This is a genomic window from Maricaulis sp., assembly GCF_048269565.1.
Classification (GTDB): domain Bacteria; phylum Pseudomonadota; class Alphaproteobacteria; order Caulobacterales; family Maricaulaceae; genus Maricaulis.
In genome coordinates this window covers 226,568-247,262 of sequence record NZ_JBLXIK010000004.1, presented here as the reverse complement: position 1 = coordinate 247,262, position 20,695 = coordinate 226,568, and the positions used below count along the sequence as shown (strand labels likewise).

Genomic DNA, 20,695 nt, shown 5'->3' with positions numbered 1-20,695 from the left:
CGCGCATTGCTACCTCCGCAAGTCGGGGTTTCCACGCACTATGAATACACTCCCCAGTAGCACACCCGTGGCGCGGGCGCGAATCAGGGGCCGCCATGCCCTCCCGGCCCGCGCACCGGCGGTCCGGTCATCGCCCGGTCGCTTCAGTGAATCGTCGGCGGAATCACCCGGTATTTCACCAGCATGCGCAGGGTCAGGCTGTTTTCTTCACCCGGCTGCAAGCCGAGGCGCTGCATTCCGCGCTCGGCGCGCTCACGCACGCGGCGGGCGCGCAGATACTGGACGGCAACGAAGCCGGCGATGGCGACATAGGCCGCATACTCCATGATGCCATACCAGTTGGGCATGAAGATCCAGACGAGGAAGGCGGCGATGGCGGCGAAGATGATGTCCAGCGGCCAGCCCTCTGACGCGGTGAAATAGGCCAGGACCGGGAAAATCGAGCGATCGATATCGCCTTCCGGATCGATTTTCGCCAGCAGGGTCTCGAACTCGGCCGCCTGGGTGGTGTAGGCGCGATTGAGCTCGGTGTCCGGCGTGTATTCCGGCGCGTGCGGCGGCAGATCGCGATTCATCACGGCGCAGGCGCGCATCAGCCATTCGCCATCCTGCAAGCGGCCATGCCCGACATAACCCGCCATCAGTCTTGCTCCAGCCGCGCCGCGAGCCAGGCGGCAGCCTGGGCCGGGGTCTGGTGCTCGAGATCAACCTGGCGATTGGCTTCGCGCATCGCGTCGCCATCAATCGCCCCGATCAGGGGCGCCAGCGCCCCGGCCAGCCCCGGCAGCGCCGCAGCGCGCGGCGACAGCAGGATCACGGCATCATAGGGCGGCAGGACATGCGCCGGATCGGCGAGCACTTGCAGATCATAGGCAGCGATGCGGCCATCCGTGGTGTAGGCGCTGATCAGATCGACCTGGCCATCGCGCACGGCGCCATACATGAAAGTCGAATCCATCGCCCGGGTGCGCATGGCGGCCAGACCATAGGTTTCGCGCGTGCCGATCCATTCCGAGCGCACGAATACCTCCGGGTCACCGCCGACGGTCAGTTCGCCGGCAATCGGTGCCAGATCCGCGAGGCTGTCGACGCCCAGCTCTGCCGCGCGCCCGCGTGTCATGGCGAATCCGTACGCGTTTTCAAAGCCGAGGCGTCCAAGGCTGAGCACACCGTCGCGTTGGTGCAGCCAGGCGGTCATCTCGGCGAGCATCAAATGACGCTCCGCTGCCTGCGGCCGCCCCATCACCGTCGCCCAGATCGTGCCGGTATAATCGATATAGACATCGATCTCGCCGGAACGCAGCGCATCATAGGCGATGGTCGAACCGAGATTGTCACGGCGTTCAACGACAGCGCCGGCATCCTCCAGCGCGCCCTGCATCAGTTCAGCGAGGATATATTGCTCGGTGAAGGCCTTGGCGCCGATGCGGACGGTTTCACCGGCCAGGCTGGCCGGTGCCGCGGCGCCCTGCCCGCCCGTTGTCGCTGCCGGTGATGCGGCGGGCATCAGCGAGGGCAGGACGGAAAGGCCGACCACCAGCGCCAGGGCAATGCCGACGCCGCCGGCGAGACCGCGGCGGCGGGTCTTTGCCGCGACCTCGAGCAGGCGGATCATCTGGTCGAACACAATGGCGAGGCCGGCCGCGAAGACACAGCCGAACAGGACCGAGAGCCAGTTGCGCGTCTGCAGCCCGGCGAAAATGTAATTGCCCAAGCTCGACGCCCCGACGGGCGTTGCCAGCGTTGCCGCGCCGACGACCCAGACGACCGAGGTGCGCAGGCCGGCAACGATCACCGGCAGGGAGAGCGGCAGTTCAACGCGCCAGAGGCGCTGCCGCTCCGTCATGCCCAGTCCGCGCGCGGCCTCGCGCACGCCGGGCTCGACGCCTTGCAGGCCGACAATCGTATTGCGCAGGATGGGCAGGATTGAATACAGCATCAGGGCCAGGAAGGCCGGCCAATACCCGATCATCCCGCCCAGCAGCGGCACCATCAGCGCCAGCAGGGCCAGGCCGGGGATCGTCTGGATGACACCGGCGATATTGAGCACGCTGCCGGCCAGGCGCGGGCGCCGGGCCGCGTAAATGCCGAGCGGCACGCTGATCGCCATCCCCACCGCGATCGCCGCGAGCGAGAGCAGGACATGGCCGGCGAGCAGATGCGGCAGCTCGGCCCAGCGTTCGGCGAAATTCGCGCTCATGCCTCCAGCTCCGCAATCCGGCGCATCTGGCGGCGCGGGGTTTCGAGCAGATCGGCGACATAGTCATCGGCCGGCGATTTGAGCAGTTCGCCCGGGCTGCCCTGTTGCACGATCAGCCCGGCGCGCATCACCGCGACCGTGTCGGCCATGATCAGGGCTTCGGCCATGTCATGCGTGACCATCAGGGCGGAAAATCCGAGCCGGGCCTGCAGCGCCATGAAGTCCTGCTGCAGTCCGTCGCGCGTGATCGGGTCGAGCGCGCCGAAGGGCTCATCCATCAACAGAAGATCGGGCTTGCCGGCCAGGGCGCGGGCAAAGCCGACGCGCTGGCGCTGGCCGCCCGAGAGGGCGTCGGGATAGCGGTCGGCGAACGCGTCATGATCGAGGCGGACCAGCTCGAGCATCTCGCGCACGCGGATCTCGATTGCCCCCGCCTCCCAGCCGAGCAGGCGCGGCACGATGGCGACATTTTCCGCCACGGTATAATGGGGAAATAGGCCATCGCCCTGCATCACCCAGCCGATCGAGCGGCGCAGGGTGACGCCATCGAGGCCGGCAATATCCTCGCCCTCATACAGAATCGAACCGCCCGAAGTCTCCTCCAGGCGGTTGATCAGTTTGAGCATTGTGGTCTTGCCGCAGCCCGATGCGCCGGCCAGGGCCAGCAATTGGCCGCGCTGCAGCGTCAGATCAACGCCGGCAACCGCCTCGACACCGCCCGGATAGGTCTTGGTGACCTGGCGCGCCTCAAGAACGGTCGTCGACGGCTCGATCAAAGCTCTTCCAGATCAATGTCCAGGATGGTGATCTCGAAGGAATAGGAGGTCTCGCCCTCGTCGATCACCTTGGCGACGACGCCGAGGCACTCGTCACCGATATGGATCTCGGCGCATTCGTCCGGACGGTTGCGGCATTGCACGGCCATGTCCGGGTGCAGCTTGGTGCGCAGGAAGCGTTGCAGTTTCGCGGCTTCGACTGCGGTCATGTTCTTGTTCACGGTATCTCTCCGGTCGGGGATTCGAATTGGCGACAAATAAGCCCATGCAGGGGGGGCGCGTCCAGTGCGATGCCTGCGTTGATTCGCGCCCGCGGCGCGCCGAACGCAGACGAGCGGCGCTATTTCCCGTCAGGGATGCTCTGGTCCATGCTCTGCGCGGGCTGCGGACAGCAATTGCCGACCACCTTGGCCGGCACGCCCGCGACGGTGCAGCCGGCGGGCACTGATTTGAGCACCACCGAACCGGCCGCGATACGGGCATGATCGCCGATCTCGATATTGCCGAGCACCTTGGCGCCGGCCCCGATCAGCACGCCGCGCCCGACCTTGGGGTGGCGATCTTCATGCGCCGCGCCGGTGCCGCCCAGCGTCACCTCGTGCAGCAGCGAGCAATCATCACCGACCACGGCGGTCTCGCCGATCACGACGGAGGTGGCATGGTCGATCATCACCCCCTGCCCGATCTTGGCGGCGGGATGGATATCGACACCGAACCGCTCCGACACCCGGCTTTGCAGGTGGAAGGACAGGTTCTGCCGCCCCTCGCTCCACAGCCAGTGGGCAATGCGGTGCAGTTGCAGCGCCTGATAGCCTTTGAAATAGAGGAAGGGCTGCAGCACGCTCTTGCAGGCCGGGTCGCGCTCCTCGACCGCCACCATGTCGGCAATCGCCTGGTCGACGATGCCCGGATCGCCCGCGAGCGCTGCCTCGGCGACATCGCGCGCCAGCATGGCATCAAGCTGGGCATCGGCGAGCTTGCTGGCCAGGCAATAGGCCAGCGCATGGGAAAACTCGTCATGGCGCAGCACGGCCGCATTGAGGAAACTGGCGAGGATCGGCTCTTCCGCTGCCGCGGCAGCCGCTTCGACGCGCAGTCGCGCCCAGACGGCCTGGATTCCGGTCCGCGCTGCGATGGGGGCATTGGCCTGGCTCAGTGACATCACTCTCTCCTGCCTTCAGCGGCGTAGCATGACATCGGCAAGCCCTGCCGCCAACAGGCCTTGCTGGGCCATATAGTAAGCGCGCAACAACATCGCCACCGTTAATGCGTCGGTTATCTGGCCCGACATCGCCTCATCGAGGGCATCAAGAAAGTGTGGGCTACGCGTCAGCAGGACTTCCGTGCCCTCCGGTTCCGGCTCGCCGGGGTGCAATCCGGTCGCCAGATAACCGATCGCGCGCTCGTCGGTGATCGAGTTGGACAGGTCCAGTTGCAGGATCTCGTGCCAGTGATCGGCGGCGAGGCCTGTCTCCTCCTTCAGCTCGCGCCGGGCGCCGTCCATCGCGTCCTCGCCAAGCGGACCGCCGCCCTCGGGAATCTCCCAGCTATAGCGATCAAGCGGGAAGCGGTGCTGGCCGACCAGGGTGATGGTGCCGTCGGCATGAACCGGCAAGATCGCCAGCGCCAGATTGCGCGGCGACATGACACCATAGACGCCGGGCTTGCCATCCGGCCGGGTAACGTCAAACTCGCGCACCTGCATCCAGGGGCTTTCAAACACGGTCCGCTCGTCATGTATGGTCCAGGGACCTCGTGTCTTGGTCATGCTTCGCGCCTCCATCGGGTGCGCTCTAGGCCTGTTCGACCCCCGGCATCAAGCCATCGCGTCTTTGCTTGTAGTTGCGGATCTTCTCCTTGATGCGGCGCTTGCGGTCCTCGAAGCGGGCCAGCAGGGCAAAGGCCGAGGGTGCGAAGACCAGCGCCAGGATCGCCGAACCGGCAACGCCGCCGACCATCGCCGCGGCAAAGGGCAGCCAGAAGGCATCGCCCGATAGCAAGAGCGGCACGAAACCGCCAATCGTTGTCAGCGTCGTCGAAATGATGTGGCGCGTCGCATCGACCACCGTTTCCTGCACCGCGCCCGGCTCCATCGCGACGGCGGCGGGATTGGTGCGCAGGGCCGAGAGCACGACAATCGCGCCATTGATCGACAATCCCATCAGCCCCATCGATCCGACAATGGCATTGAAGCCCAGCGGGGTGCCGAACAGCCAGACCCCGAACATCGCCAGCCCGACCGACAGGACAGCCACGACCAGGATGATGGCGGCATAGCGGAAACTGTTGAAGGCGAGCACGACCGAGCCGATCATCAGCACCAGCAGCGGCACGGCTGTGCTGAGCAGATCGGCCATGGCGTTGCCGCGCTCGGCGGCCTCGCCGGCAATCTGCAGCTCATAGCCCGGCGGCAGCGCGATATTGGCGGCGTCGAGCGCGGTGAAGAAATGCTCCAGCGCCGGAGCCGGCAGGGTATAGGGCTCCAGATAGCCATAGATCGTGTTGACCCGGCGGCCATCCTCATGCGGGATTACCGAGACCTGCGGCGCCAGCGTCATCTCGCCCAGCGCTGAAACCGGCGCGGCGAAGATATCGCCGCCACGGGACGTCAGGGGAGCGCCGGCGACAGAGGCGAGGTTGGATCGCCTGTCGTCCCGGGTGATGACGCGAACGGGGAGTTCCTCGACACCTTCCAGGACACTGCCACCGACGACCCCGTCCAGATCGCCGCGCAAACGGTCGGCGAGTTCGGAAAGGCGCATGCCGGAGAGTTCGGCCGACGCTTCATCGGCCATGATACGGGCCACCGGCTCGCCCATTTCAAGCAGGGCCAGCGTGTGCGTCACCGTCGGGGTTGTTGCCAGCACGGCACGAATTTCATTGCCCAGCCGGTTGAGCTCGGTCAGTTCCGGACCGACCAGCACCAGTTCGATCGGCGCCGGGATTGGCGGGCCCTGCTCGAAGGGCAGGCTGAGAAAACGCGCCTGCGGAAAGGCGTTGAGCATTTCACGCTGCAGCGCCGGCAGGATGCGGTGCGTCGCTGCGGCCGAGCTGGTGTGCACGAAACCGGCGGCATAGTTGGGCATGCCCGAACGGCTGCCGACGACATTGTAATAGGTGCGCGGCCCGCTCTGGCCGATCACCCAGGAAACATGTTCAACGCCCTCATAGCTTTCGATGATGGCCCGGGCCCGCTCGGTCTGGCGCGCGGTCTCGGCGATCGAGGCCGAGGACGGCAATTCCAGCTCGATCTGGAACATGTCGCGATCGGTCGGCGGAAAGAACTGCACCGGCAGGGTCGAGGCGGCTGCAAAGCCGGCGATCGGCAGCAACAGGCTGGCCCCGATCCCGACCCAGGGCCGCGCCGTGATCGTGTCGAGCATATTGCGGTAGAGCGGTGCCAGCGGACCGGCGCCCATGCCGTGACGCCAGAAACGCTTGGGCTCCTCGCCGGCACCGGCATCGTCGAACCAGGCCGCAAAGGCCCCCACCACGGTCATCGCCAGGATGAAGGAGGAACCGACGGCAAAGATGACGGAAATCCCGATCATCGAAATGAACTCGCCCGCCGCACCGGGCATCAGCGCGATCGGGGCGAAGGCGAAGATGGTCGTCATGGTCGAGGCCAGCAGCGGCGCGAACAAATGCTTCAGCGACGCGTCCAGCGCATCAACCGGCGCGCGACCGCGGGCGCGGAACAGCCGGTATTCATCAACCACGACAATGGCATTATCGATCAGCAGGCCGAGCGCGACGACCAGGCCGGTGACCGACATTTGGTGCAAGGGCTCGCCATAGATCCGCGTCAGCAGCAGCGCTGCCAGCACGGTCAGCGGCAGCGCCGAACCGACGACCAGCGCGGCGCGCCAGCCCATCATCAGGAAGAGCACGGCAAAGACGATCAGCGCCGAAAAACCGAGATTCTGCGCCAGACCATTGAGGCGCGAGGCGACATAATCGCCCTGGCGGAACAGGGTCTCGACGCGCACGCCGGGCACCGAGGCGGCAAATTCGGCCACCAGCGCGTCGGCATCGAGCGACCAGAGATCGGCGCGCAATTCCGGCTGCAGATAGGCGGCGACGAAGACCGAGCGGCGCCCGTCCGTGGTGGCCATCGCCTCGACGGGGTTGCGCGCGCCCTTCTCGACATCGGCGACATCGCCGACGCGGATGAAGGAGCCGTCCGGCCCCTGCCCGAGCGCGATGGCGCGAATGCGGTCGACACTGTTGAATTCTCCGGCGATCTCGACATTGAGGTCGACCGTGTCCGAGCGCAATTCACCAGCCGGTGCCTTGGCGTCGGCGCTGGCGGTCAGCCGTGCGACATCGGCCACGCTCAGGCCGAGCGCCGCCAAGGTGTCGGGATCGGCGATAATGCGGATCTCTTCCTCGACCTCGCCGAAAATGGCGGTCTCTTCCGTGCCGGCCATATTGCGCAGCCGGTTCTCGAGATCGGTTGCGAGGCGCGAGAGGATTGGCAGGTTTTCCGTGCCCTCATCACCCCAGGACAGGGCAACAATCATGGTCGCGGCGCCGAGATATTGCCGCCGCACATCAGGGGCCATGGAGCCGGCAGGCAGTGCGGTGCGCACGCTCTCCACCTGTTCGCGGATCTGGGTCCAGGCCTGGTCGACCTGGGTGGCACTGAGATCCTCGCGGATACGCAGATGGATGATGGAAATGCCCGAGCGCGAGGTCGAACTGGTCTCGTTGATTTCGGCCAGCTCGTGAATGGAGTCCTCGAGCGGCGCCGTGATCAGCGCCTCGACCCGTTCCGCCGAAGCGCCGGGAAAGGCCGTGACGACAACGCCGAAGCGTTCGACCAGTGAGGGATCTTCCTGGCGGCCCAGCGACATGAAGGCGCCCATGCCGGCCGCAACCAGCAGGATGACGGCCAGGATGGTCAGCCGGGAATAGCGGAAGAAGATCGTGCTCATTGCGCGCGCGCCTCGATCAGCTCGCCCTCAACGGCGGGCAGCACGCTCTGGCCGGGTGTGATGCGCTGGATACCCGATGCCAACACCAGCTCGCCATCGGCGACCGTGCCGCGCACGAAGACCCGGTCCGCCTCGATGCGGACGGTCTCGACAACGCGGGCCTCAAGGCGGTAACCGGCCCCGTCCTCATTGAGGACATAGACGGTCCACAAACCACGCCGCCCCTCGGCGAGGGCAGAGGTGGGAACCCAGAAGCCTTCCGCCTCGATCGGTGTCGCCATGGACAGGCGCACGACCTGGCCGGCCGCAGCCGGGCCGGATTCAATGTCGAACAGCGCCGTCACGGTGCGGGTCTGGCGATCAACCACGCCGGTCGAGGCGCGGAAGCGGGCCGTCATCGGCTCGCCATCGGCGATGAAGGGATAGTCGCGCCCCGGCTCCAGCCGCGCCGCGAGCAGTGGCGGCAGGCCGACACGGATTTCCAGCGAGTCGCTTTCAACCAGTTCCAGCAGGGCCTGGCCCGGCGCAGCGATGGCGCCCTCATCGGCGAGACGCGCGGTGACAACACCGTCAAAGGGCGCCGTCATGATGGACAGATCGAGCTCGATCCGCAGCGCATTGGCCGCCGCTGCAGCCGCGGCCTGGCGCGCGCGGGCGGCGCGGGTGGTGGTGCGCACCTCGTCAAGGCGTTGCTGAGAGATATGGCCGCGTTCGAGCAATTGTTCCTGACGCGCCTCGGTCTCGGCGGCGAGTGCGGTCTGGGCTGCAGCCTCCGACGTCTGGGCGTCGGCGGCTGCGACCTGGGCCTGCACCGCACGCGTGTCGAGCACAGCGATGACCTGGCCTGCCTCGACCCGGTCGCCGACATCGACATGAATGGCATCGATGCGGCCGCCGCGCTCGAAGCCAAGCGCGCTCTGGCGGCGGGCCAGGATCAGGCCGGGGAAGAATTCCTCGATACGGGCATCGCCGTCATAATCGGCGGTGACCACGGAGACGGGCAATGGTGCAGGCGGATTGATGCTCAGTGTCGCTTCCGCACGCAGGGACGAGACCCCGAAGACCAGTATGGCCACGCAGATGGCGGCCAGCACCACCCCCGTTCTTGCACCCAGTCGCCGACTTGTTCCGGACATATGCCCACCCTCGCTGTGACGTTACAGCTTCATATAGGGCGTCAAATAGCGTTTGAAAAGTGAACAGTGTTCACTTTTTTTGCATAGCTGCTATGCGCTACGCTCGCAGCCCGCGCAGGATCATGTCGGTATGGAAATCGATCACCGCATCGGCGGTGACATGTTCCGAGCCAGGCATGCCCGCCGGGAAGCCTTCCATCGACACCATCAGCGTCGTCAGGCCATGCAGGCTGGCCCAGACGCTCTTGGAGGCAAGCTTGGGGTCGACGGACCGGAACACGCCCTGCTCCATGCCCGCCTCGATCATGTCGACAAGGGCATGTTCGGCCTGGAAGGCGATGTCCTGCTCGTCATGGGCGTGCGGTTCGATCTTTTTGCCCGAATAGAAGGCCATCATGTAGTGATTGGGCTCTTCGATCCCGGTCTCGATATAGGCACGCATGCAGCGGGCACAGAGGCTGGGCGTATCACCGCCCTCCTCCCGGGCGCCATTGATGCGTTCCATCAGGCGTTCGAAAAAGGTTTCCCGAATCGCCTCGAACAGATCGTCCTTGGAGGAGAAGTATTTGTAGATCGCCGCCGGGCTGTAATCGATCGACTCGGCAAGCCGGCGCATGGAGATGCCTTCTTCGCCCTCGGCGGAGAAAATGACCTCGGCGGCATCAATGATCGCATCGCGTACCTTGCGGCGGCGACGATCTGCCGGCGTGTCATCCTCAATGGCAATTTCCACAGTCATCCGTACACTTTCCCTCCCGTATCAACGGGGCGTGGCTACATGCTTACCTGACCGATATAACGATCCCAGAGCCCAAACGTCAAAGCGACATTCTCTCCCACCGCCATGAGGCCCCCCGATGAACGACAAGATCTCCCGTGATTTCCCCGTGCCCGGTGAGCGCCTGGCGTCATCGCACGCCAGCCCGGACACGTTGGCCCTGCTGACCCGGCGGCGCTCGACCCCGGCGATCTGTCTGTCGTCACCGGGACCGGATGCGCATCAGGTCGAGCATTTGCTGGGAATCGCAGCACGCGTCCCCGATCATGGCAAGCTGGCCCCCTGGCGCTTCATCCTGTTCGAAGGCGAGGCGCGCAGCAGTTTCGGCACCATCATGAGCAAGGTCTGGGCGGTCAAGAATCCGGGCGCCACCGCCGATCAGATCAGCTTCGAGCAACAGCGCCTCGAGCGCGCGCCGCTGGTGATTGCCGTCATCTCGACCGTGACCGAAGACCACAAGGTTCCGGTCTGGGAGCAGGAATTGTCGGCCGGCGCGGTATGCCAGAACCTGTTGATTGCCGCCTCGGCGATGGGCTTTGGCGCGCAATGGCTGACGGAATGGTATGCCTTTGATCCCGACATCAAGGACGCACTCGGCCTGCGATCCGGCGAGCGCATTGCCGGCTATATCTATATCGGCACTGCCACCGAGGAGGTCGTGGAGCGGCCGCGGCCGCGCGCGCATGTCGGCCGCTGGAAGGCCTGAGTCAGCGCAAGATTAACAGGCCACTAAGCCGGCTCAGATTTCATAATACTGGCGCGTGCACCATCCTTCGGTCAGAAGAAGTCCTGCAGTCCCGGGCACGCGGCCGGTGGATGAGGTGACAGACCCGCACCGCTCCCCGCAAACAGGCCGCCCGCCCAGGACTCGCATCGCCAGCTGGCGATCTGACACCCCGTCCGACCGGCACCCCCCTGCCGATCCGGCCCAGGCGCTGTTCCTCCCTCCCCCCGAAGGAACAGCGCCTTTTTTCTGTTCAGCCGCGGCCGCGATAGCTGGCGACACCCTGTTCGGGAATCCACACCCCGGCCGGCGGCTCGCCCGTGGCAAAGAACACGTCGATCGGAATGCCGCCGCGCGGATACCAATAGCCGCCAATACGCAGCCAGACCGGATCGAGTTCCTTCACCAGGCGCTGGCCGATCCCGGTCGTGCAGGCTTCGTGGAAAGCGCCATGATTGCGGAAGGATCCGAGATAGAGCTTGAGCGATTTGGATTCGACGATCCAGTCGCGCGGCACGTAATCGATCACCAGATGTGCGAAATCAGGCGCACCGGTCACCGGGCAGAGCGAGGTGAATTCCGGCACGGCAAAGCGGATCATATAGGGCGCATCGCACGGATTGGCGACGCGCTCGAGCGTGGCGGTGTCGGGATGGTCGGGCAGCGGCGTGGTGGCGCCAAGCTGGCCGAGGTCTTGATAGCGGTTATCGGTCATGACGCGCCATTAACCCCGGCGGGCGCGCGATGCAATCGTCAAACGCCCCCGCACCAATTTGCGCGCGGTGGCAAGACGCCTCACCTAGCCGGCGACCGGCAAGGCCTCGGGCACCGGCATGGTCGTGCGCGAGAAGACACGGCGAATGGTGAAGGATGAGACCAGGCGCGCCACGCCGGGCAGTCCGGACAGCACTTCGCGGTGCACGCGCTCATAATCATTGGCATCGCGCACCAGCACCCGGATCAGATAGTCCGCATCGCCGCTCATCAGATAGCATTCCATCACTTCGGGCACGCCCTCGACGGCGGTTTCAAAGCCGGACAGCGTATCGCGCTTCTGATTGTCGAGCGTCACCTGGACATAGACATTCATGCCCCGTCCCAGCGCCTTTTCCGACAGGATGGCGACATAGCGGTCGATCACGCCGCTGCTCTCGAGCGTCTTGACGCGGCGATGGCAGGCCGAGGCCGACAGTCCGGCGCGCTCGGCGAGCTCGGAATTGGTCAGGCGACCATGCTCCTGCAATTCGGTCAGGATGGCGACATCAACATTATCAAGGCGCAACGGGCACTCTCCCCCAATCCCGGACCGGGCGCGCAAAATATTCTGGATTTGCGCCCGATCAAACGATATATGACGCGCCTTATGGCGTGAGACGCAATATAACTCAAGCGAAATGCCGTAAACCTTGAATATTCTTCTATTTCTGGATCGCAGGAACACCCTGAACGCCGGATTCGCCACATCGATCACACAGAAGCGGGAAATATCATGCGTATCGGGGTCCCCACAGAAATCAAAGTTCGCGAATACCGCGTTGGCCTGACACCGGCCAGCGTCGGCGAACTCGTCCTCGCCGGCCACGAGGTCGTGGTCCAGAGTGGTGCCGGCGAAGGCATTGGCTGCAGCGATGACGACTACATCGCCGCCGGCGCGACCATCCTGGCAGACGCGCAGGCCGTGTTCGACGCCGCCGAGATGATCGTCAAGGTCAAGGAACCCCAGCCGTCGGAAACGGCGATGCTGAAGCCGCATCACACGCTCTACACCTATCTCCACCTGGCACCCGATCCGGTCCAGGCCCAGGCGCTGCGCGATTCCGGCTGTACCGCGATCGCCTATGAGACCGTCACCGACAATGAAGGCCGTCTGCCGCTGCTCACCCCGATGAGCCAGGTTGCCGGCCGCATGTCGGTCTCGGTCGCGGCGCATTGCCTGCAAAAGGCGCAAGGCGGCCGCGGCCTGATGCTCGGCGGTGTGCCCGGCGTGCTGCCGGCCAAGGTCGTGATCATCGGCGGCGGTGTCGCCGGGAGCCATGCCGCGGAAATGGCGATCGGTGCCCGCGCTGACGTCACCGTGTTTGACCGCTCGGCCAAACGCCTGTCCGAACTCGATGCGCAATTCGCCGGCGCCGTGAAGACTGCCTATTCCACCCAGGTCGCGCTCGACCAGGCGGTGTTGCAGGCCGATGTCGTGATCGGTGCCGTGCTGATCCCGGGCGCTGCGGCACCCAAGCTGGTGACGCGCGACATGCTGAAGGAGATGAAGGATGGCGCCGTGCTCGTCGACATCGCCATCGACCAGGGCGGCTGTTTCGAGACCTCGAAAGCCACCACCCATGATGACCCGACCTTCATCATTGATGGCGTGGTGCACTATTGCGTCGCCAACATGCCCGGCGCCTATGCCCGCACCTCGGCCTTCGCGCTCAACAATGCCACCCTGCCCTTCGCGCTGGCGATCGCCAACAAGGGCACGCGCGCAGCCCTCAATGCCGATCCGCATCTGGCACGCGGCCTCAATGTCGCCGGCGGCGAGATCTGCTGCGAGCCGGTCGCCCGCGATCTCAAAATGCCCTACGTCAAACCTGACTGGCTGACGTCGATTTAAGGGTGCAAGCGGCCCGAGAATCTGCAAACTACAAGGGGTCGGCGCCAGCTGGCCCCTTTTTGCTGCCCGCCGGAGTTTGGATTTGACCTTGCGCTACGACCTCGTCGTGTTCGATTTCGACGGCACACTGGCCGACAGCCTGACCTGGTTCAGGACCGCCCTGTCCGATGTGATCGAGAAACACGGGCTGACCCCGATCTGCGAGGAGCGCGCCGAGGCCCTGCGCGGCATGGCGCCGAAAGCGATCATGGACGAGCTGGGCATCCCGACCTGGAAACTGCCCTTCATCGCCGCCGATGTCCGCGACCGCGCTGCCAGGAATGTCGACCAGATCACCCTGTTTGACGGCATTGCCGAGCTATTGCTGGAATTGCGCGCTGCCGGGGCCACCATCGCCGTGGTGAGCTCCAATGGCGAGGAGGCTATCCGCCAGGTGATGGGGCCGGAACTGGTCGCCCATATCAGCCATTTCGCATGCGGCGCGGCCCTGTTCGGCAAGGCGGCGGTGTTCCGCAAGGTCGTCAGGAAAGCCGGCAGCACACCGGAGCGCACACTGTGCATCGGCGACGAGGTTCGCGATATCGAAGCCGCCCGCGAAGCCGGCTGCGCCTGCGGTGCCGTCAGCTGGGGCTTTGCGACGCCCGCCATCCTCGAGGCCAGCGATCCCGACCATCTCTATGACGTGCCGGTCGACATTGCGCGCTGCGTCATGCCTGCCGAGCAGGCGACGCAGCGCGCCTGAGCCATCTAGCCGCAGATTTTTGCCCTGGCGGCGGCATATTCCGCGATCAGTTGTTCAATGTAATCGCCGGCTGACTGCACGGCCTTGATCGAGCCGATGCCTTGGCCGGAACCCCAGATATCCTTCCAGGCCTTGGCATCAGAACCGCCACCGGAACCAAAATTCATTGCCGACGGATCGCTTTCCGGCAGATTGTCCGGGTCGAGGCCGGCAGCGACGATCGAAGCCTTGAGATAATTGCCGTGCACACCGGTGAAGAGGTTGGTGTAGACGATATCCTCGGCGCTGCCCTCGACAATGCCCTGCTTGTAGGCCTGGTCGGCACGCGCTTCAGCCGTCGCGATGAAGGCCGAGCCGATATAGGCGTAATCCGCGCCCATCGCCTGGGCGGCGAGGACGCCGCCACCGGTCGAGATCGAGCCGGAACACAGGATCGGGCCGTCAAACCAGGCACGGGTCTCGGCCACGAAGCCAAATGGCGAGAGCGCGCCGGCATGACCGCCGGCACCAGCCGAGACGCAGATCAGGCCCGTGGCCCCCTTCTCGATCGCCTTGTGGGCAAAGCGCTGATTGATCACGTCATGCAGGGTGATGCCGCCCCAGCCCTGCACCGCCTGGTTCACTTCCGCCTGCGCACCCAGCGAGGTGATGACGACAGGCACCTTGTATTTCTCGCACAGCGCCATGTCTTCCATCAGCCGGCCATTGGAGCGGTGGACGATCTGGTTGACGGCGAACGGGGCCGCCGGCTTGTCCGGATTGGCGCGGTTATAGCTGTCGAGCTCGGAGGTGATCTGGTCGAGCCATTCATCGAGCTGGCTGATCGGGCGCGCGTTGAGCGAGGGGAATGACCCGACAATGCCGGCCTTGCACTGGGCGATCACCAGATCGGGATTGGAGATGATGAAAAGCGGTGCGCCAATCACGGGCAGGCGCAATCTGCCCTTCAGAATATCCGGTTCAGCCATGATGTAGTCCCTTGTATCTCGACATTTATCGACCGGTTCCGCCCGGCTCGTTGAAATTGGCCGCAGGCGTGAACACTGTTCAGGTCGAGACTAGGGGCGGGCGCAGGACGTGTCGAGTGAGGTTTGTAGCTGGGTTATCCGGCATCCCTGGCCATCGCAAACTGACCCCGGGCATCCATGCGGCCGTGCAAAATGCGAACAATCTCAATAGCATCCATCGAAATACGATAGAAAATGCAATGTGCTTCGATGGGCAGAACGCGATAGCCTTGTCGGATATCGTCCACGGCGCGACCGGTCTCCGGAAACAAACACAATCCCGCCATCGCAGCCTGGAGGCGCCGAAGATAGGCATCAGCCTGGGCGGTGTCCCACCGGTCGACCGAATAATCCCAGATTCGGTCCAGATCGTGCTCCGCGGCGCGGGTGAGAGAATAGTCGGACTTCACGCTCGCTCTGCATGCTTTCTCGCCAGGAAGGCCTCGATATCGAACGGCTCTGCCCTGCCGCTCGCCTCACCTTCTGCGAGCGCCTGGCGCACTGCCTGGAGCTGGCTCTCCTCACCTTCCAGCAAACGCAACCCAGCGCGGACGACCTCGCTGGCCGAAGCGTAGCGACCGTGTTCGACCTGTTGGTGTATAAATTCGGCGAAATGCTCCCCGACGGAAAAGCTGGTGTTCTTGCTCATGCCGATCTCCTTCAGAGCCGCATAATACCAAAATTTGGTACACCCGCCAAGCACAGCCCTACCCCACCGCCTGCCCGTCCGGCGGCGCGTCGGCATGGGCCCACATATAGAGCGCCAGCCAGGAGCGATAAGGTTTGAAGCGCTGCGCCGTACGCACCGTCTTGCGGCGTTTCGAGGTCAGACGCTCCAGCGTCTTGCGGGCGGCGACATCGCCATCGGGCCAGATATCGGGCTCGCCGAAATAGAACATGTTCATCATGTCGGCGGTCCATTGGCCCACGCCCCAGATCGCGGTCAGCCGCGCCGTGCGTTCGGCAATCGGCAGGGCGCGCAGCTCATCGGTATCGAGGCCGATATTGCGATGGGTGTCGGCGATGGTGATAATGGTTTTCGTCTTGGCGCCGGACAGGCCGCAGGCGCGCAGCGTGTCGGTATTGTCCGCGACGAAATGATCGAGCAGAGGTTTGCCTGCCGCACTGGCCTCGACGCGGTTCCAGATACTCTGCGCCGCCTTGACCGAGATCTGCTGGCCACCGATCGCGCGGCAAAGATAATGCGGGAAGGGCTGGCTGTCGCGGCGCGGAAATTCCAGCGGCCCGAGACGGAGCAGCGCCGCCTCCAGCGCGGGCGAGAGCCCGGCGGCAGCGTCAAGGAGATGCTGGTGAACGGCGTGATGTGTCATGGGCGTCACGCTAGCGCGCCCGCTGCAGGCGTGGAAGCCCGCTGACGCGTTTGTCGCATGGCCGTGTCCTGACCCGCATGCTAACCGGCGGACATGCTGACCATGTTGCGCCAGGGCCGAACAGTGTGGGCGCAGGGGATTCTCGTCCTTGCGCTGCTGGCGGCCGGCATCCAGGCCAGCCTGCCCCAGGGCTATATGCTCGACCGCGATACCGCCTCGGGCGGGGTCTCGGTCGTGTTCTGTACCGGTCATGGTGCCGAGCAGCGCTGGCTGGATCTGGCCACCGGGGAGGTGCGCGAGGGCAGCGCCCCGGCACCTGCCGATAGCGGCCAGGGCCAGCCCTGCGCCTTCGCGATGGCGACCGCCGCCATCGGCCCCCTGCCACAGGCGCCGCTCTTTCTGCCGCCAACCGACGCCGGCAGCGGCAGCATGTTCCTGGCTGATGCGGCCCTGCCCGCCGGTCATCGCCGCATAAGCCCGCCGGTGCGCGCCCCACCTGCTTCGCTCTGACAGCCAAAACCCATTTCCAATGACCGTCAGACGGCGGCCCGCCCGGGCCGCCACGGAGCTATTCATGTCATCCATTCTCCTGCGTTCCGCGAGCGCGCTCGCGCTGTCCTGCCTGACCGCCATCCCGGCGCTGGCCCAGGACGCCTCTCCCCTCACCGATATCATCACCGTTTCGGGTCATCAGCTCGACAGTGAGCGTATCGACCGGCTTGATCCGGCCACGCTGCCGCCTTCAGGGCCGGATGCTGCCGCCCTGATCGCCCGCCTGCCCGGCGCCGCCGTGGTCGGCAATGGCGTGTTGTCGAGCCAGGTCCAGTATCGCGGCCTCTCCGGCGGCCGCATCAATCTGCGCATTGACGGCCAGAGCTTTGCCTCCGGCGGCCCCAATCTGATGGATCCGCCGCTGCACTATGCCCCGATTGCCCTGATCGAGCGGATCGAGGTCGACCGCAGCGTCAGCCCGGTGCGCAGCGGCCCCGGCCTCGCCGGCGGTGTCAATGCGGTGTTCAAACAGATCGGCTTTGCCGACACGGAGCAATGGCAGACCCGCTATGACCTGACCCTGGCCGGCCGCTCCGCCGATGACAGCACCGCCTATGGCGGTGTCGTCGGGATCGCCAATGACCAGTTCCGCATCCAGCTGCTCGGCTCGCAGGAGTCCGGTGATGATATCAGCTGGCCCGGCGGCACGATTGGCGGTTCGGCCCATGAACGCCTCGTTTACGGCGTGGGGCTGGGCTATCGCACCGGCGTGCATGAAGTCTCCCTCGACCTGCGGCGCCAGGAAACCGGTGCGACCGGCAATCCGCCCTTCGCCATGGACATCCGCTACTTCGACACCGATTTCGCCCGCCTCGGCTATCGCGGTGAGTGGGACGGTGTCAGCGTCAGTGCGCATCTCGCGATGGCCGATGTCGCGCATGCCATGAATAATTTCGATCTGCGGCCGGCACCGGCGATGGCATCGATGTATCGCGAATCCCTCGCCACGGCTCACACCGTGTCCGGCGGCGCCGATGCCGCGTTTGCGGCGCTGGGCGGATCCTTGCGCCTCGGCTTCGACGGTGAACAGGCCGAACATGACCTCGCGATCACCAATCCATACAATGCGGATTTCGTGCTCAATTCCCTGTCCGGCATCACCATGGAACGCCGCGGCATTTTCGCGGAATGGACCGGCGCGGCCGGCGGATGGCAGGCCGAGCTGGGCCTGCGCGCGGACCGGCACAGGGCCGAAGCGGGGCTGGCCTCGGTCGGGACAGCCGTGCCCGCCATGCCGGGCATGCTGGCCATGGCCTTCAACGCCACCGACCGCCGTCTCGACGACACCACATTCGACGCCGTTGCGCGCCTGTGGCGGCCGCTCAATGACGCCACGACCCTGCGACTGACCCTGGCGCGCAAGACCCGGGCGCCGGGCTATGTCGAACGCTTTGCCTGGCTGCCGACCGAGGCCTCGGGCGGACTGGCTGACGGCAATACCTATGTCGGCGATGCCGACCTGTCGCCGGAGACCGCCTGGATCGCCGAAGCGGGTCTGGACTGGGCGTCGGGCTCTGCCTATGCGCGTCCAACCCTGTTCTATCGCTCGGTCGATGATTTCATCCAGGGTGTGCCCTATGATGCCACACCCGGCGTGATCGATACGCCGGTGGAAATGGTCTCGGCGATGAATGGCGATCCGACGCCGCTGCGTTTCGCCAACACCGATGCCCGCCTCTATGGCCTCGACATGGATTTCGGTGTCGCGTTCAACGCGGCCTGGCATCTCGACGGCACCGCCTCCTGGGTGCGCGGCGAGCGGCGCGATATTGACGACAATCTCTACCGCACCGCACCGCCCAGCCTGCGGCTCGGCCTGACCCGTGAGGCCAGCGCCTGGTCGGCGACGCTGGAAACCCTGGCCGTGGCGCGGCAGGACCGGGTCTCGACGTCCAATTCCGAACTGGAGACGCCCGGCTATGTCCTGCTCAACCTGTATGGCAGCTGGACCCTTCGCGACGGCGTCAGCCTGTCAGCGGGCATCGAGAACCTGCTCGATCACAGCTATCGCCAGCACCTGGCCGGCTATAACCGCAATGCGGGCCCGGATGTGGGGCTGGGCGAACGCCTGCCCGGCACCGGCCGTTCGCTCGGACTGCGCCTGACACTCAGAGGGTAGGCCTGACCGACCCGGTCTGGCGGACCGCCCCGTGGCTCCAAGGGGGCGGTCCGCCGATTCCGGGCAGCGCGCGCACAACGGGCCACCCGCCGGCATTCAACCGGATCGTGCAGTCAACACCCGGCTTGCACGTCAGGCGGGCATCGTAAAGTTAACGCCGCTTAGAAGTGTTTTTCTGTTTGATTTTAAGTATCTACGACTATTTTTCGTGTTTTTCCGAAGCGTTTCGTTAACCAAAACTCCCCCCTACTGCGCCCCAAGCGGGTCCGATACAGGGCCGCGGCAAGGGGAAGCATCATGAAGTCCATCCTGAATTCCGGCGGCGGCGACGCCCGCGCCACGCTCGACGCGCTGGGCCGTTCGCTCGCCATCATCGAGTTCAAGCCCGACGGAACCATCCTCACGGCCAATTCCAATTTCCTCAATGCCATGGGCTATTCCCTCGCGGAGCTTCGCGGCCAGCACCACAGCCTGTTTGTCGACCCCGCCGAACGCAACTCGCCCGCCTATCACCAGTTCTGGGCCGATCTGCAGCAGGGTGATTTCAAGGCGGCAGAATTCAGGCGCATCGCCAAGGGCGGGCGGGAAATCTGGATCCAGGCCAGCTACAATCCGATCCTCGACCGGTCCGGGAAGGTCACGAAGGTTGTCAAATTCGCCACCGACATCACGCAGCAAAAGCTCGACGCCGCCCACGCCCAGGGGCAGATCGCGGCGATCCAGAGTTCACAGGCCGTGATCGAGTTCGAGCTTGACGGCACGATCCTCACAGCCAATGCCAATTTCCTCGCCGCCCTCGGCTATGAGCTCGACGAGATCGCGGGCCAGCACCACTCGATGTTCGTCCCGGCCAGCGAGCGGGATGGTGACGCCTACCAGGCCTTCTGGAGCGCCTTGCGTGACGGCCAGTACCAGGCCGCCGAATTCCTGCGCATCGGCAAGGGCGGCCGCGAGGTCTGGATCCAGGCCGTCTACAATCCGATCCGCGACATGAATGGCAAGGTCTACCGCGTCATCAAGTTCGCGACCGACATCACAGCCCAGGTGCAATTGCGCCAGCAACGCGCTGCCGCGCAAAAGAGCATCGGTGCCGATCTCGACGGTATCGGCAACAGCGTCAGCCAGGCGGCTGACCAGGCAACCACCGTGTCCTCGACCTCGGAACAGACCTCCGCTGCGGTGCAATCGATTGCGGCGGGCATCGAGGAAATGGCCGCTTCGGCCAATGAAATCGGCAGCCAGTTGGTCCGCGCGACGGAAATCACCCGCAATGCGGTCACCATGGCCAATCAGACCAGCGATGTGATGGGCGGCCTCGCCGAATCGGCGCGGCGGATCAATGAGGTCATCTCCCTGATCAATGACATTTCCGAACAGACCAATCTGCTCGCCCTCAACGCCACCATCGAGGCCGCGCGCGCCGGTGAGGCGGGCAAGGGATTTGCCGTCGTCGCGTCGGAAGTGAAGGGACTGGCCAACCAGACCGCCAAGGCAACAGACGGTATCGCGGCCCAGATCTCCCACGTCCAGAAAGCCACCAATGACGCGGTCGACGCCATTGCCTCGATCAGCAAGACCATTGCCGAGATCGACGAGGTCGCATCCTCGGTGGCCAGCGCGGTCGAGGAACAGTCCTGCGTCACACGGGAAATCTCGGGCAATATGCAGGAAGTCGCAGCCGGCGTGGACCAGATCGCCTCCGGCATTCGCGGCATCGCCACGGCAAGCCAGAGCATCGATACCGCGACGCGCAATGTCCGCGAGGCGGCGCAGGCGCTGGGCTAA

At 65.1% G+C, this 20,695-nt stretch carries 21 protein-coding genes; 6 read left to right on the top strand and 15 right to left on the bottom strand.

The annotated features are described in order from the left end of the window. Positions 1–143: 143 nt before the first annotated feature. The 9 genes from ACN0YL_RS10460 to ACN0YL_RS10420 all read right to left on the bottom strand — a co-directional run bounded on the left by ACN0YL_RS10460 (position 144) and on the right by ACN0YL_RS10420 (position 9,788). Entirely contained in the window at positions 144–641 is a 498-nt protein-coding gene (locus tag ACN0YL_RS10460; RefSeq protein ID WP_417497935.1) for a hypothetical protein, read from the bottom strand. After that, entirely contained in the window at positions 641–2,200 is a 1,560-nt protein-coding gene (locus tag ACN0YL_RS10455; protein WP_417497934.1) for an ABC transporter permease/substrate-binding protein, read from the bottom strand. The genes ACN0YL_RS10460 and ACN0YL_RS10455 overlap by 1 nt, the downstream gene beginning before the upstream one ends. Then, positions 2,197–2,976: an ATP-binding cassette domain-containing protein gene (locus tag ACN0YL_RS10450; protein ID WP_417497933.1), complete on the bottom strand. Its 780-nt coding sequence runs from the start codon at positions 2,974–2,976 to the stop codon at positions 2,197–2,199. Before ACN0YL_RS10450 ends, ACN0YL_RS10455 begins: the two co-directional genes overlap by 4 nt. Next, positions 2,973–3,197 carry a DUF3126 family protein gene (locus ACN0YL_RS10445; RefSeq protein WP_417492769.1) on the bottom strand — a complete coding sequence of 75 codons (225 nt, stop codon included), beginning with the start codon at positions 3,195–3,197 and terminating at the stop codon, positions 2,973–2,975. Before ACN0YL_RS10445 ends, ACN0YL_RS10450 begins: the two co-directional genes overlap by 4 nt. Before the next feature lie 119 nt (positions 3,198–3,316). Continuing rightward, positions 3,317–4,138, bottom strand: a complete 822-nt coding sequence (cysE, locus tag ACN0YL_RS10440; protein ID WP_417310314.1) for a serine O-acetyltransferase — start codon at positions 4,136–4,138, stop codon at positions 3,317–3,319. Between the two features lie 15 nt (positions 4,139–4,153). After that, on the bottom strand, positions 4,154–4,744 hold the full coding sequence (locus tag ACN0YL_RS10435; protein WP_417497932.1) for an NUDIX domain-containing protein: 591 nt from the start codon (positions 4,742–4,744) through the stop codon (positions 4,154–4,156). Positions 4,745–4,769: 25 nt separating this feature from the next. Next, on the bottom strand, positions 4,770–7,913 hold the full coding sequence (locus ACN0YL_RS10430) for an efflux RND transporter permease subunit (protein ID WP_417497931.1): 3,144 nt from the start codon (positions 7,911–7,913) through the stop codon (positions 4,770–4,772). Continuing rightward, on the bottom strand, positions 7,910–8,989 hold the full coding sequence (locus tag ACN0YL_RS10425; protein ID WP_417492772.1) for an efflux RND transporter periplasmic adaptor subunit: 1,080 nt from the start codon (positions 8,987–8,989) through the stop codon (positions 7,910–7,912). The genes ACN0YL_RS10430 and ACN0YL_RS10425 overlap by 4 nt, the downstream gene beginning before the upstream one ends. Positions 8,990–9,146: 157 nt before the next feature. Continuing rightward, positions 9,147–9,788, bottom strand: coding sequence for a TetR/AcrR family transcriptional regulator (locus ACN0YL_RS10420; protein ID WP_417492773.1), 642 nt, complete (start codon positions 9,786–9,788; stop codon positions 9,147–9,149). Between the two features lie 118 nt (positions 9,789–9,906). On the opposite strand from ACN0YL_RS10420, the gene ACN0YL_RS10415 reads away from it, so the two are divergent. Then, positions 9,907–10,533 (top strand): nitroreductase, encoded by a 627-nt coding sequence (locus tag ACN0YL_RS10415; protein WP_417492774.1) that lies wholly within the window; start codon positions 9,907–9,909, stop codon positions 10,531–10,533. Positions 10,534–10,804: 271 nt separating this feature from the next. Here ACN0YL_RS10415 and queF read toward each other — a convergent pair whose 3' ends face one another. Next, positions 10,805–11,266: a preQ(1) synthase gene (queF, locus tag ACN0YL_RS10410; RefSeq protein ID WP_417310319.1), complete on the bottom strand. Its 462-nt coding sequence runs from the start codon at positions 11,264–11,266 to the stop codon at positions 10,805–10,807. 84 nt (positions 11,267–11,350) lie between these two features. Further along, positions 11,351–11,833, bottom strand: coding sequence for an Lrp/AsnC family transcriptional regulator (locus ACN0YL_RS10405; protein WP_417497930.1), 483 nt, complete (start codon positions 11,831–11,833; stop codon positions 11,351–11,353). A gap of 207 nt (positions 11,834–12,040) precedes the next feature. On the opposite strand from ACN0YL_RS10405, the gene ald reads away from it, so the two are divergent. Both ald and ACN0YL_RS10395 read left to right on the top strand, forming a co-directional pair. Beyond that, the gene (gene ald / locus ACN0YL_RS10400) at positions 12,041–13,159 is read left to right on the top strand and encodes an alanine dehydrogenase (protein ID WP_417497929.1); all 1,119 of its coding nucleotides are present in this window, start codon (positions 12,041–12,043) and stop codon (positions 13,157–13,159) included. Between the two features lie 82 nt (positions 13,160–13,241). After that, positions 13,242–13,901 (top strand): HAD hydrolase-like protein, encoded by a 660-nt coding sequence (locus ACN0YL_RS10395; protein WP_417497928.1) that lies wholly within the window; start codon positions 13,242–13,244, stop codon positions 13,899–13,901. 5 nt (positions 13,902–13,906) lie between these two features. On the opposite strand, the gene ACN0YL_RS10390 is transcribed toward ACN0YL_RS10395, so the two are convergent. The 4 genes from ACN0YL_RS10390 to ACN0YL_RS10375 all read right to left on the bottom strand — a co-directional run bounded on the left by ACN0YL_RS10390 (position 13,907) and on the right by ACN0YL_RS10375 (position 16,239). Further along, positions 13,907–14,869, bottom strand: coding sequence for an NAD(P)H-dependent flavin oxidoreductase (locus ACN0YL_RS10390; RefSeq protein ID WP_417492778.1), 963 nt, complete (start codon positions 14,867–14,869; stop codon positions 13,907–13,909). Positions 14,870–15,003: 134 nt separating this feature from the next. Beyond that, complete coding sequence (locus ACN0YL_RS10385; RefSeq protein WP_417492779.1) at positions 15,004–15,318, bottom strand: type II toxin-antitoxin system RelE/ParE family toxin; 315 nt, start codon at positions 15,316–15,318, stop codon at positions 15,004–15,006. After that, positions 15,315–15,557, bottom strand: a complete 243-nt coding sequence (locus ACN0YL_RS10380) for a type II toxin-antitoxin system ParD family antitoxin (protein ID WP_417310325.1) — start codon at positions 15,555–15,557, stop codon at positions 15,315–15,317. The genes ACN0YL_RS10385 and ACN0YL_RS10380 overlap by 4 nt, the downstream gene beginning before the upstream one ends. Positions 15,558–15,615: 58 nt before the next feature. Continuing rightward, complete coding sequence (locus ACN0YL_RS10375) at positions 15,616–16,239, bottom strand: DNA-3-methyladenine glycosylase family protein (RefSeq protein WP_417497927.1); 624 nt, start codon at positions 16,237–16,239, stop codon at positions 15,616–15,618. 93 nt (positions 16,240–16,332) lie between these two features. Here ACN0YL_RS10375 and ACN0YL_RS10370 point away from each other — a divergent pair, with 93 nt between their 5' ends. The 3 genes from ACN0YL_RS10370 to ACN0YL_RS10360 all read left to right on the top strand — a co-directional run bounded on the left by ACN0YL_RS10370 (position 16,333) and on the right by ACN0YL_RS10360 (position 20,695). Then, positions 16,333–16,749 (top strand): DUF2946 family protein, encoded by a 417-nt coding sequence (locus ACN0YL_RS10370; protein ID WP_417497926.1) that lies wholly within the window; start codon positions 16,333–16,335, stop codon positions 16,747–16,749. Between the two features lie 64 nt (positions 16,750–16,813). Further along, positions 16,814–18,910: a TonB-dependent receptor gene (locus tag ACN0YL_RS10365; protein WP_417497925.1), complete on the top strand. Its 2,097-nt coding sequence runs from the start codon at positions 16,814–16,816 to the stop codon at positions 18,908–18,910. 297 nt (positions 18,911–19,207) lie between these two features. After that, positions 19,208–20,695, top strand: a complete 1,488-nt coding sequence (locus ACN0YL_RS10360; RefSeq protein ID WP_417492783.1) for a methyl-accepting chemotaxis protein — start codon at positions 19,208–19,210, stop codon at positions 20,693–20,695.

Excerpts from the sequence above, each read along its gene's own strand:
- ACN0YL_RS10390 (WP_417492778.1), bottom strand. The coding sequence starts at position 14,869 with ATGGCTGAACCGGATATTCTGAAGGGCAGATTGCGCCTGCCCGTGATT.
- ACN0YL_RS10375 (WP_417497927.1), bottom strand. The coding sequence starts at position 16,239 with ATGACACATCACGCCGTTCACCAGCATCTCCTTGACGCTGCCGCCGGG.
- ACN0YL_RS10380 (WP_417310325.1), bottom strand. The coding sequence starts at position 15,557 with ATGAGCAAGAACACCAGCTTTTCCGTCGGGGAGCATTTCGCCGAATTT.
- cysE (WP_417310314.1), bottom strand. The coding sequence starts at position 4,138 with ATGTCACTGAGCCAGGCCAATGCCCCCATCGCAGCGCGGACCGGAATC.
- ACN0YL_RS10420 (WP_417492773.1), bottom strand. The coding sequence starts at position 9,788 with ATGACTGTGGAAATTGCCATTGAGGATGACACGCCGGCAGATCGTCGC.
- ACN0YL_RS10435 (WP_417497932.1), bottom strand. The coding sequence starts at position 4,744 with ATGACCAAGACACGAGGTCCCTGGACCATACATGACGAGCGGACCGTG.
- ACN0YL_RS10370 (WP_417497926.1), top strand. The coding sequence starts at position 16,333 with ATGCTGACCATGTTGCGCCAGGGCCGAACAGTGTGGGCGCAGGGGATT.
- ACN0YL_RS10460 (WP_417497935.1), bottom strand. The coding sequence starts at position 641 with ATGGCGGGTTATGTCGGGCATGGCCGCTTGCAGGATGGCGAATGGCTG.
- ACN0YL_RS10360 (WP_417492783.1), top strand. The coding sequence starts at position 19,208 with ATGAAGTCCATCCTGAATTCCGGCGGCGGCGACGCCCGCGCCACGCTC.
- ald (WP_417497929.1), top strand. The coding sequence starts at position 12,041 with ATGCGTATCGGGGTCCCCACAGAAATCAAAGTTCGCGAATACCGCGTT.
- queF (WP_417310319.1), bottom strand. The coding sequence starts at position 11,266 with ATGACCGATAACCGCTATCAAGACCTCGGCCAGCTTGGCGCCACCACG.
- ACN0YL_RS10430 (WP_417497931.1), bottom strand. The coding sequence starts at position 7,913 with ATGAGCACGATCTTCTTCCGCTATTCCCGGCTGACCATCCTGGCCGTC.
- ACN0YL_RS10365 (WP_417497925.1), top strand. The coding sequence starts at position 16,814 with ATGTCATCCATTCTCCTGCGTTCCGCGAGCGCGCTCGCGCTGTCCTGC.
- ACN0YL_RS10455 (WP_417497934.1), bottom strand. The coding sequence starts at position 2,200 with ATGAGCGCGAATTTCGCCGAACGCTGGGCCGAGCTGCCGCATCTGCTC.
- ACN0YL_RS10415 (WP_417492774.1), top strand. The coding sequence starts at position 9,907 with ATGAACGACAAGATCTCCCGTGATTTCCCCGTGCCCGGTGAGCGCCTG.